The sequence below is a fragment of the Dietzia sp. DQ12-76 genome (assembly GCF_014145045.1).
Classification (GTDB): domain Bacteria; phylum Actinomycetota; class Actinomycetes; order Mycobacteriales; family Mycobacteriaceae; genus Dietzia.
In genome coordinates, this window is record NZ_JAALDV010000118.1 from 3,754 (window position 1) to 13,977 (window position 10,224).

Here is a 10,224-nt window from a genome sequence, read left to right on the forward strand (position 1 = left end):
GGATCACCAGCGGATGCGATCCCACGATCTCGGTGCCCGCCGAGGCGAACCTGATCGCGAGCGAGTCGGCGGGATCGCCGGGTCCGGCCACCACGACCAGGGGGGCTGCGTCCCGAGGTGTGTCCCCGGTGGTGAGGCGGAGGACAGGGGTATCGCCGAGCAGCGCGCAGTCGACCCGGGCGTCTTGGGGAAGCCCGCGGGTCCCGCCCTCCGCACAGGGAATCCACTGGAGCTCGGATCGGGGCGTCTCCCAGTCTGGTGGGGTGATGAGTTCCGCTTCGCTGTCGGGAGCGGGCGCGCGACCGGGGCCGTCACCGGTGGCCAGTCGCGGTCCCGAGGCGGGTAGGGGAGCACACCCGGCCACGGCCACGACTGCGACGAGCGCGGTGAGCACCGCGCGGGTGGAACGGGCGCCACGTCTCCCGGTCAACGGACGCCCTCACCGACCACCCAGCGGGTGTACAGGCCTCCCGACGGGCAGGAGAACGCCGAGACGACGCGCATCGGCACCCGGGTGTATCCATGCCCGTGGCCCGGGGTCAGTGTCGAGTCGTCGCCTCCGACGATCACCTCCGGCGCCACCGAGAGGACGAGCTCATCCACGGCGCGTTCCGAGAGGAGCTCCCCGAGGAGTCGGGGGCCACCCTCGAAGTCCACCTCGGCGGCGTGGAGGCGGGATGCCAACGAACGGACGGCGGCACCGGTCGGGCCCGGGTCGAGCACATGGACGGTCACGCCCCGTGCCCGCGCGGCCCCGACGAGCCGGGGGTCCGTCTCGTGTGCCGCCGCGATCTGCATCCTGTCGTCGGTGTCGGCACAGAGGTCGATCAGCTCGTCGGGAAGGGACCGGGTGAGTACGAGGATGGTGGGCGCGGGCCTTGTCCGCCTGTCCGCCCAGACCTGGCTGACCTCGGCGGGCCCGTAGTGCTCGGCCAACGCCGTGCCGGAGCCCACCAGGACGAGGTCGGCGCGGGCCCTCATGGCGTCGTAGACCAGGCGGTCGGTGGGCGTTCCCAGGCCCCCGCTCCGGCCGTCGACGGTCGTGGTGCCGTCGACGGAGGCGATCATGACAGCACGGATCACCGGTGCCGCGGTCGGCCTCTCCGGACGGAGCGCGGCCCAGATCGCGTCGAGCGACGCCGGGTCGTCGCCGAGCGCTGGTGGTCGTGTCGACAGCACCCGGGCCTCCTTCCGTTCTTCACGCCTGTCGCCCCACGATAGGCTCATCGCATGGTCTCCCGCCTCGTTGACGTCACCCCGGTGGTCCCTGCCGACCAACTCGTGGCCCAGATGGTCCCGCCGTCGATGTTCGATGACGTGAGTTTCGATTCCTACATCCCCGACCCTGCCGAGCCCTCGCAGGAGGCCGCGGTCACCGCCTGTCGGCGATTCGCGGAGTCGGTGGTGGCCCGTCGCACCCCGAAGAAGGGACTGTTCGGGCGTCGGCCCAAGTCGGTGGAGGGCGCGGGGATCTACCTCGACGGTGGCTTCGGGGTGGGCAAGACCCACCTGTTGACGTCGATCTATCACACGTGTCCCGAACCGAAGGCGTTCGGCACGTTCGTCGAGCTCACGCACGTCGTGGGCGCCCTGGGCTTCAACCGGGCGGTCGAGGAGCTGTCCGGACACTCCGTCCTGTGTATCGACGAGTTCGAACTCGACGATCCCGGCGACACCATGCTGGTGTCCCGGCTGCTCGCGGAACTCACCACGGCGGGTGTCAGCGTCGCCGCGACCTCCAACACCCTCCCCGAGCAGCTCGGTGAGGGTCGTTTCGCGGCCAAGGACTTCATGCGCGAGATCCGCAAGATGTCGGGGATCTTCGAGTCGATCCGGGTCGACGGGCCCGACTACCGGCATCGCAACCTGCCCCCGGCGCCGGACCCGATGTCCGACGAGGCACTCGAGGCGGACGCCGACGCGGAACCCGGGTCGACGCTGGACGACTTCGACGCGTTGTGCGGGCACCTGGCCACCCTCCACCCGTCCAAGTACAACCGCCTCGTCGACGGGGTGACCAGGGTGTGCCTCCGGGACGTCGGCCCGCTGCCGGACCAGGCCATCGCACTGCGCCTGGTCGTCCTGGCGGACCGCCTCTACGACGCCGGTATCCCCGTCCGCAACTCGGGGCAGAAGCTGGACGCGATCTTCACCGAGGAGATGCTCGCCGGCGGATACCGGAAGAAATATCTCCGGGCCACGTCCCGGCTCCTCGCGCTGTCACGCTTCGAGACGGTCGGCGGCTGAGCCGGGATCGAGACCGCCCGTACCGGCAGTCCACGCGATCCACCCACCAGTCCACCCACCCGGCCCACCCCGGTTGGTCGCTCACCCGGCTCACCCCGGCCGGTCGCTCACCCGGCCCACCCCGGCCGGTCGCTCACAGTGGGCGCTGGACCGGGCGTTCCAGGACGACGTCGCGGTTCCGCACGCCCCCGACCATGAAGTCGCGGTGCCCCCGTCTCTCGAAACCGCTCCGGGCGTAGAAGGCGAGCGCTCTCGAGTTCGCCACGTTCGTCGCCAGCCACAGACTCCGCGCGCCGGAGTCCTGCGCGTGCCGCACCACGGCGTCGAGGAGCCGACCGGCTTCGCCGCTGCCGTGCAGGCACGGGTGGAGATAAAACTTGCTGACACCCACGGTCGGGCGGCTCGAGATCACCCGCGCGCAGGACTCGTCCATCGCGGTGCCCTCGACGAGCAGGGCGTAGGCCAGGATGTCGCCATCGGGCCCGACACCGGCGAGGAGTCGATGGGTCGGGTCCTCCAGGTACCCGCGGAACGAGGTGGGCCCGAGTGTGTCGCGCACGAACGCCTCCACCGACTCACGGGGCAGGTCGGGCGGACACGCGAGCGGGAAGGTCAGAGCGGCCAGGGCCGAGAGGTCGTCGATATCGGCCGCCAGCGCCGATCGGATCGTGAGGGTCATCGTCGACGAGGCTAGACGCCGACGGTCCCGGACAGGAATCGCGGCTCAAGCCGGCCCCCGCGCGAATCCTGGTCGTGCTCTCCGCGGGAATGTGGCGGGATCACCGCAGTGAGAACGACCAAGGCAAGCGGCCCGCGCGCGCGAAGACACCACCGCCGCGGACATGGCCGACGCCCAAGCGCGACGCCCCGGAGAACGCTCGACGCCCCGGACAAAGCTCCACGCCCCGGAAAAGCGCGACGCCCCGGCGGAAGACCGGGGCGTCGTGTCGTGGTGCGCGATACTGGGATTGAACCAGTGACCTCTTCCGTGTCAGGGAAGCGCTCTCCCGCTGAGCTAATCGCGCGGGACTCACCAACCGGATCACTCCGGCGTGGAGGTGGAGACGGGAATCGAACCCGTGTTGACGGCTTTGCAGGCCGCTGCCTCACCACTCGGCCACTCCACCGAAAAGGTATCGAGCCCGGTGAGGACTCCTGGCTCCTCGATCCCTCCGAGCGGATGACGGGATTCGAACCCGCGACCCTCACCTTGGCAAGGTGATGCGCTACCAGCTGCGCCACATCCGCACTGCTCCCCGGCGTGCTGTTGCTCACCGCGTTGCGAGAATGAACATTAGCCGACGCCGATCTTGGAACACAAATCGGGGGGCGGAAACGACGCCTCATCTGCTCTGATGCTGCCCATCCGGGCGGGCTGTGCGTGCGGCGAGGGGGCGGCGAGGTGCGCGCGAGGTCGTCGAGGACCCCGAATTGGGTCCCGGCGCGGGGCTTGCTACAGTGTTGCGGTGCCGACGCGAGAACGACGGCGCACGAGGTCCTATAGCTCAGTGGAAGAGCGCTCCGTTCACACCGGAGAGGTCACTGGTTCGAACCCAGTTAGGACCACCGCAGGCGCAGCCCCTGTCTCCCCCCGGGAGGCGGGGGCTTTTTCGCGTTCACAGGCCACTTCCTCGTTCACAGGCCACGCCCGGTCGCCCACGCCCCGTGCCCGGCGCACGCCCCGTGCCCGGCGCACGCCCGGTCGCCCGGCGCCCGGCGCCCGGCGCGCGGATGAACCCCCACTGTCATCGTTCCTCTACGGGTGAGGAGACCTCGCCGGCCGGACCGTCTCGTCGACTGTGATCTCGACAACTTCAGAGCGTTAGAAACAACTGAGCACTTTGGTGGCAACGCCTGAGTAACACACCGGGCATAGCGTCCGCGACGTGCCACGACATCTGAATCGTGGGAGCCGAGCGCGTCGGAAGGAACGGCAATGACGGGAATGTTCGCCACGTCGGTCATCGGGATCGCACTGCTCGCCGCCGGGCTGAGCAAGCTACGCGACATCGAGGGCCACTCCCGAGTGGTCGTCGGATACAAGATCCTGCCCGACGCCGTCGCGGCGCGTGTGGGACGGGTTCTGCCGTTCCTCGAGATCGTGCTCGGTGCGGCGTGTCTCGGGCGAGTCGGCCTGCCGGCCGTCGCGTGGTCGGTGGCCGTCCTGTTCTGCGTCTATGCGGCCGGACTGGCAGTGAACCTCCTCCGAGGCCGCACGGAGCTGGACTGCGGATGCTTCGCCTTCGGTGAGCACGACGCTCCCAGGATCGGGTGGTGGCACGTGGCCAGGGCCCTCGCGTTCGCCGCCGGCGCCGTGGCCTGCCTGTACCTGCCGGGCCCGAGTTCTCTGCCCGAGGTGGCGACCGGGTTCGTCCTCGCCGTACTGGCGGTCGCGCTGGCGTTCGGGGCGGCCGCGGTGTCCTCGACGTTGACGCTCGGTCGGAGCAGGGTCGACGACTACCTCCAGCCGGCCCGCGACGAACTCAGCCGGCGCTACTCCGCCTCCCCCTAGCGGTTCCCCGCCCCAATAAGGGAATTCTCATCTGTCACGTCCTCTACACCCGCACGCCGCAGTCGGGCGTCGCCCGATCGTCCACCCTCGAACAGGAGTACTCCTATGTCTGCTTTCGTCCTCACGCTGCTCGTCGTCCTCGTGCTGGTCGACGTCGTCCTGGTCCTGATGATCCTGGGGTTGGCCCGGGAACTGGGCCGGGTCCAGGTGCGTCTCGGCCCGCTCGGGGCCAGGGTGCTCGACTCGGGTCCTGCGGTCGGGGACACCGGCCCGTCCTTCTCGGGCCTGGTCGACCACATGGAACGGGACACCACCGTCGCCGGCGAGCGCGACAAGCCCCAGCTGCTGATGTTCACGGGCCCGAAGTGCTCGACCTGCAAGGCGTTGCTCCCGGGGATCAAGGCCATGGCCAAGGCCGAGCGCGACCTCGACGTGGTGCTGATCTCGGACGGGACCGAGGAGGAGCACCGTGAGTTTTTGGCCGGAGCCGGGATCGGCGCGGAACTGTCCTACCTCGACGCCCGCGACGTGGGCATCGCGTACCAGGTCGGCACCACTCCGTACGGGATCCTCCTGGACACCGACGGGTCCATCGCCGCCAAGGGTCTGTGCAACAACATGCAGCACGTCGAGAGTCTTCTCAACGCGCTGGAGTCGGGCACGCCGACGATCCAGCACCTCTACGCCGGTATCGGCGTCCCCACCGCCTCGTGAGCGCACCGCGGCGCTCGTCACCGCGGTCCGCGCACGATCCGTCCACCCCATGCAAGGAAAGGAACACCTCGTGGCTCACATCGATGACTCCGACCAACGCCGCCTGACAGAACACGCCGAATGGCTGTCCGGCGGGGGAGGGAGTTCGCTCAGCAAGGTCTCCCGGCACCTGTCGGAACGCACGTCCCGCCGCTCGGTCCTCTCGAAGATGGCCAAGTGGACCATGGGCCTGTCGGGAGTGGCCGTGGTCGGCGCACTGCCGGTCACCCGCGACCCCCAGGCCCTCGCCCAGCAACCGCCCGCGTCCGGCGCCACGACGCCCCCCGCCCCGCAGAATGCGGTGACCCCGTTCGGGGCCGGTGACGACCTCCTGCCCACGTACGACGGCAAGGATCCCACCGAGTGCAACTACTGGCGCTGGTGCAACATGGACGGCCGACCCTGCCCCTCCTGTGCGGGCGGCGGAGTCTCGACCTGCGCACCCGGATCGAAGCCGGGAGCGGAGTACTGGGTGGGGTGCTGCACCCATCCCGAGAACGGCAAGACGTACCTGATCGCCTACTACGACTGTTGTGGCGCCCCGCGGTGCTCCACGAAGTACTGCGGCGAACCGGACGCCCAGGCCGTCATGTACAACCCGGTCTCCGGCAGTTTCGATCAGGAGATCATCTGGTGCGTCTCGGACGAGTCCCAGTCGTACACCTGCACGCTCGCCCCGATCATCGGCGAGGACTGCCAGACCAACCACGCCACCCGCCCGCGCGTCGGCGCGGGCTCCCGCTAGAAGGGCCGAGAGGACCACTCAGATGACCGTTTTCACCACCCCCCGCCTCGCGGGCCTCTCCGCGGCCACCGCGGCCGTGCTCTTACTGGTCGGGTGTTCGCCCGGTTCCGACGGCGGAGACGACGGGGAGTTCGACGTGGCCAACGGGGTCGCGACCACCTACGAGTTCCCGAACGTCCCCGCGGTCACGGCCCCTCCGGCGAACGCCACGCTCGGCGACGAGGACCAGGAACTGGGAGAGGTCGGCGCCGACCCGAACATCCCGTACACCGCCGAGGTGACACCGATCGGCGCCGACTGGATGATCGCCGCAGAGTGGCGCGACGACGAGACCGTCTGGGCCGCCTTCGACCCCGCCGACGGCGTCGTCAAGACCCGCATCACCACAGGTCACGGTATCTGGGACGACGTCGTCCACCTCTTCACGACCGATACCCCTGCCGACCCGCAGGCCGTGGCGTTCGAGGTGTGGACCCCGCGCGGTTCGCGCGGCCAGGCCGACTACACCGTCTCGACCTACTCCGGAAACCTGCTCGAACCCGACGAGGTGCTCCTACCGCGCCACGTGCGGTTCCACTCCCGAGAGGGTTCGCACACGATCAGCGGCGCCGGCCGGTTCATGACCTCGTGGGACGACCAGCTCTTCGGGCCCCGTGTGGTGGATCTGGACCGCGGGGTGCTGTCCGGAGAGCAGCAGATCATCGGCTGCGGACCGTACACGTGGCCGGTCGGGGACAAGATCTACTCGGTGTGCGAACGATCCCGCGAACTGCTCGAGCTCACGATCGACGACGAGGGGCGCATCAGCGAGAGCGGCCGCTCGAAGGTCCTGCCCGAGGGTTTCACGGCGTCTCGTGAGGCGCACTTCGCCGACGACGTGGAGTCCGGGTTCCTCATCAACGAGGCCGGCGAGGCCTACCTCTTCGACTTCTCCTCCGGCCTGCCCACCGACGAGGTGCGTCCGCTGGGCAACGTGGGTCGAGACGGAGGACGCTTCTACACGAACGGCATCCGTCCCGACGGGGAGCAGTTCTTCGTGGAGTACACCGATTCCGACATCCATCCTCATTCCGCCAACGGGGGAGACGTGGTCCGGGTCCGGTTGTTCGACGTCGACGGCGCGCGGGAGACCCAGAACCTCGATCTGGAGAAGCTCGGGCTGGACTCGATCGACTCCGTCTCCTACAACCTCGACGGATCGGTCCTCTACGTCCTGGGCACCGCCCCCGGAACGGGTGACGACGAGGGGGAGGACCTGCCCACGATCGTCGGCGTCGACCCCGCGACGGGGGAGGTCGTCTCCACCGCGACGATCACCGGCCACGCCGGCGGCTCCGACGGTGTCAGCGGAGTGCGGGCCCCGGAGCGGAGGGTCGCCTGATGGGACTTTCCCCGGGGACGCTGGACCCGGCCCGGTCCGGAGTGAGCCGACGGGCCTTCCTGGCCGCGCTCGGACTCGGTGGGGTGGGGGTGGCGATGGCGGCCTGCGCGGCCGAGAACGCCATCACCACCGCCGTTCAGGCCTCGGACCGGATCGGGTACGCGGATCCCGAGGTCGCCGCGGCGGAGGCCGCCCGGTTCAGTTCGGGGCGCGCGGTGGACGTCACGGTGACAGCCGCACTCGCCGCCTTCGGTCTCGCCGGTCGTCAGGTCTCGGCGAGGTCGTACGGCGACGGGCCGGTGGGGCCGGAGATCCGGGCCTCCCTGGGGGACGAACTCCGGGTCCACCACGTCAACGCCCTGGACGAGGAGACCGTGATCCACTGGCACGGCATCCAGATCCGGAACGACATGGACGGTGCCCCTCCGTTGACGGGTGAGAACGTCGCCCCCGGTGGGTCGTATGACTACGCGTTCAGGCTGCCGCACGCCGGGACGTACTGGTATCACTCGCATTCCGGGCTCCAGGCGGATGAGGCGATGCTGGGCGCGCTGATCGTCGAGGATCCGAAGGATCCTTACGGCGCCGACGTCGACCTGGTGGTCGTGCTCGACGACTGGACCGTGGGGCACGGGCCGTCACCTGAGGACCTGCTCCGCGCCCTCAACCCGGCGCTGGGTGGGCACGCGGGCCACGGGGGACACGGAGGGCACCAGGGTCACGGATCCGTGACGACGACGACCACGACCCCGGTGGATCCGGAGGCCATGGCGCGGACCGCCGGGCCGCATCCGGAGTCCGTGGAACTCGGCGGGATGACCCAGCACATCTCCTACCCGGTGCACCTGATCAACGGCCGACCCACCGCCGACGCCGAGCCGCTGGTGGCACCCCCGGGCGCCACCGCGAGGCTCCGCATCATCAACGCCGCGGCGGAGACGCCGTACCGCGTGGCCGTGGGAGGTCGCATGATGCGGGTCATCGAGACCGACGGGTTCCCCTGCGAACCGGTGGATGCCGCGTCCGTGCTCGTGGGGATGGCCCAGCGGGTCGACGTCCTGGTCGAGGTCGGCTCCGGCACGTGGCCCGTGGTCGCGCGGGTGGAGGGCACGGACGACTTCGTCGCCACGACCCTGCGCAGCCGGGACTCGGTCACCAGCGTCGACCTCGCCCGGTCCGGCCGGATACCCGAGCTGGACCGCACGCCGGTTCAGGACTCGGGCCTCCGGGCCACCGAGGCCTCCGCACTGCCGGCGCGGTCCCCGGATCGGACCTTCCGACTGGAACTCATCCAGTCGCCCTCGGATTACGTGTGGGGGATCGCCGGACCGGATGTCGGGAAGGTGACCATGCGGACGGGGGAGCGCATCCGCGTCGAGATGACCAACAACACGACGATGTGGCACCCCATGCACCTGCACGGACACACGTTCGGGGTCCCGGAGTACGGCGGGTTGCGGCGAGACACCGTGATCATCCACCCGGGCCAGAATCTGGCGTTCGAGTTCGACGCCGACAACCCGGGGGCGTGGATGTTCCACTGCCACAACGCCTACCACCTGGACGCCGGGATGACGACCAACTTCTACTACGAGAGGTAACTGACGATGTTGCGACACACCGCCAGGATCGCCGCGATCGCCGTGTCGGCGGTCCTGCTGACGACCGGGTGCTCTTCTGACGGCGGGACCGGGGGCGCCTCCTCCGGCACCACCGTGCAGGTCCGTGTCCTCGACATGAGCTACGACCCCGCGGTCGTGACGATCAAGCCGGGGGACACCGTCGAATGGGTCTGGGAGGCCTCCCTTCCCCACGACGTCGTCTCCGACGACGACGCGCCGATGAGTTTCGCCTCCGAACTCCAGACGGAGGGGAGCTACTCGCAGACGTTCGACACCGCCGGCGTCTACGGCTACCACTGCACCCCGCACGCCCAGATGACCGGGGAGGTGATCGTCGAAGAATGACCCGCACCCGGACGGGTCTCCCACGTCGACACCCGGGCCTGGCCGTCGTGGCCGCCGCGGTCCTCGCGGTCACCGGGTGCGGGAGCTCCCCGGAGCCGACCAGGGTCACGGTGCGCAACGTCGCCTTCGACCCCCGGGAGGTGCACCTGACGGCCGGGGAGGAGGTCGCCTGGTTCTACGACGACGGAGGGACGTTCCACGACATCGTCGTGGACGGCCTCACGTCGACAGCCGGCTTCCGCGCCGAGGGCGAGCACAGGATGACGTTCGACCAGCCCGGTGTCTACCGCGTCACCTGCTCCATCCATCCCCAGATGGTGGGCACCGTCATCGTCAGCCCCCGCCGGTGATCACGCGTCAACCGGACACAGATCTCTCGCTCATTCCACTATCGAGGAGGAACATCATGACCAGTACCCAGACCACAGCCCCACACCTCGCAGAGGTCCCTCCGCCCGACGTGGCGGAAGGCAGGACGGTGGCCGACATCTCCGATCTCGACCTGGGTGACCGGCCGGGCATCCGTCCCCGGATGGGTGTCGCCGTCGGCCTGGCCACCAGGCTCGGCGTGGCCGCCGCCTCCGTGGCGGTGGGCGTCGGTGCGGCCGTCGCCGTCGGC

11 protein-coding genes, 4 tRNA genes and 1 pseudogene are annotated in these 10,224 nt (G+C 69.6%); 10 read left to right on the forward strand and 6 right to left on the reverse strand.

From position 1 onward, the window contains the following. Both G6019_RS17215 and G6019_RS05215 read right to left on the reverse strand, forming a co-directional pair. Positions 1-430 (reverse strand): annotated as a pseudogene (locus G6019_RS17215) (alpha/beta hydrolase); the annotation flags it as partial. Further along, a complete protein-coding gene (locus G6019_RS05215) occupies positions 427-1,179 on the reverse strand; it encodes a dihydrofolate reductase family protein (RefSeq protein ID WP_182612496.1) in 753 nt (250 codons plus the stop codon). The gene G6019_RS05215 and the pseudogene G6019_RS17215, both read right to left, overlap by 4 nt. Before the next feature lie 51 nt (positions 1,180-1,230). Between G6019_RS05215 and zapE the strand changes: the two genes are divergently transcribed. After that, positions 1,231-2,247, forward strand: coding sequence for a cell division protein ZapE (zapE, locus tag G6019_RS05220; protein WP_182612498.1), 1,017 nt, complete (start codon positions 1,231-1,233; stop codon positions 2,245-2,247). A 133-nt stretch (positions 2,248-2,380) separates the two neighbouring features. On the opposite strand, the gene G6019_RS05225 is transcribed toward zapE, so the two are convergent. The 4 genes from G6019_RS05225 to G6019_RS05240 all read right to left on the reverse strand — a co-directional run bounded on the left by G6019_RS05225 (position 2,381) and on the right by G6019_RS05240 (position 3,495). Continuing rightward, a complete protein-coding gene (locus G6019_RS05225; RefSeq protein WP_182612501.1) occupies positions 2,381-2,926 on the reverse strand; it encodes a GNAT family N-acetyltransferase in 546 nt (181 codons plus the stop codon). Positions 2,927-3,197: 271 nt separating this feature from the next. Then, positions 3,198-3,272, reverse strand: a tRNA-Val gene (locus G6019_RS05230). 28 nt (positions 3,273-3,300) lie between these two features. Continuing rightward, positions 3,301-3,374 (reverse strand) — tRNA-Cys (locus tag G6019_RS05235). Positions 3,375-3,422: 48 nt separating this feature from the next. Then, positions 3,423-3,495 (reverse strand) — tRNA-Gly (locus tag G6019_RS05240). 246 nt (positions 3,496-3,741) lie between these two features. Between G6019_RS05240 and G6019_RS05245 the strand changes: the two genes are divergently transcribed. From G6019_RS05245 to G6019_RS05285, 9 genes are all read left to right on the forward strand, one after another. Beyond that, positions 3,742-3,813, forward strand: a tRNA-Val gene (locus tag G6019_RS05245). A 370-nt stretch (positions 3,814-4,183) separates the two neighbouring features. Then, a complete protein-coding gene (locus tag G6019_RS05250) occupies positions 4,184-4,759 on the forward strand; it encodes a MauE/DoxX family redox-associated membrane protein (protein WP_107756566.1) in 576 nt (191 codons plus the stop codon). 105 nt (positions 4,760-4,864) lie between these two features. After that, positions 4,865-5,473 (forward strand): redoxin domain-containing protein, encoded by a 609-nt coding sequence (locus G6019_RS05255; RefSeq protein ID WP_107756565.1) that lies wholly within the window; start codon positions 4,865-4,867, stop codon positions 5,471-5,473. 70 nt (positions 5,474-5,543) lie between these two features. Beyond that, the gene (locus G6019_RS05260) at positions 5,544-6,257 is read left to right on the forward strand and encodes a methylamine dehydrogenase light chain (protein WP_375292892.1); all 714 of its coding nucleotides are present in this window, start codon (positions 5,544-5,546) and stop codon (positions 6,255-6,257) included. Positions 6,258-6,279: 22 nt separating this feature from the next. Continuing rightward, positions 6,280-7,638, forward strand: a complete 1,359-nt coding sequence (locus G6019_RS05265; protein ID WP_107756563.1) for a hypothetical protein — start codon at positions 6,280-6,282, stop codon at positions 7,636-7,638. After that, positions 7,638-9,239 carry a multicopper oxidase family protein gene (locus tag G6019_RS05270; RefSeq protein ID WP_182612504.1) on the forward strand — a complete coding sequence of 534 codons (1,602 nt, stop codon included), beginning with the start codon at positions 7,638-7,640 and terminating at the stop codon, positions 9,237-9,239. Before G6019_RS05265 ends, G6019_RS05270 begins: the two co-directional genes overlap by 1 nt. Positions 9,240-9,245: 6 nt before the next feature. Further along, positions 9,246-9,605, forward strand: coding sequence for a cupredoxin domain-containing protein (locus tag G6019_RS05275; protein WP_182612506.1), 360 nt, complete (start codon positions 9,246-9,248; stop codon positions 9,603-9,605). Continuing rightward, positions 9,602-9,955, forward strand: a complete 354-nt coding sequence (locus tag G6019_RS05280) for a cupredoxin domain-containing protein (protein WP_107756560.1) — start codon at positions 9,602-9,604, stop codon at positions 9,953-9,955. The genes G6019_RS05275 and G6019_RS05280 overlap by 4 nt, the downstream gene beginning before the upstream one ends. A 56-nt stretch (positions 9,956-10,011) precedes the next feature. Beyond that, positions 10,012-10,224, forward strand: a 213-nt coding sequence (locus tag G6019_RS05285; protein WP_182627153.1) for a hypothetical protein, incomplete at its 3' end; no start/stop codon positions are given.

Bases quoted from the DNA above. Each gene is read 5' to 3' on its own strand.
- G6019_RS05275 (WP_182612506.1), top strand. From the start codon at position 9,246: ATGTTGCGACACACCGCCAGGATCGCCGCGATCGCCGTGTCGGCGGTC.
- G6019_RS05225 (WP_182612501.1), bottom strand. From the start codon at position 2,926: ATGACCCTCACGATCCGATCGGCGCTGGCGGCCGATATCGACGACCTC.
- zapE (WP_182612498.1), top strand. From the start codon at position 1,231: ATGGTCTCCCGCCTCGTTGACGTCACCCCGGTGGTCCCTGCCGACCAA.
- G6019_RS05270 (WP_182612504.1), top strand. From the start codon at position 7,638: ATGGGACTTTCCCCGGGGACGCTGGACCCGGCCCGGTCCGGAGTGAGC.
- G6019_RS05265 (WP_107756563.1), top strand. From the start codon at position 6,280: ATGACCGTTTTCACCACCCCCCGCCTCGCGGGCCTCTCCGCGGCCACC.
- G6019_RS05280 (WP_107756560.1), top strand. From the start codon at position 9,602: ATGACCCGCACCCGGACGGGTCTCCCACGTCGACACCCGGGCCTGGCC.
- G6019_RS05255 (WP_107756565.1), top strand. From the start codon at position 4,865: ATGTCTGCTTTCGTCCTCACGCTGCTCGTCGTCCTCGTGCTGGTCGAC.
- G6019_RS05250 (WP_107756566.1), top strand. From the start codon at position 4,184: ATGACGGGAATGTTCGCCACGTCGGTCATCGGGATCGCACTGCTCGCC.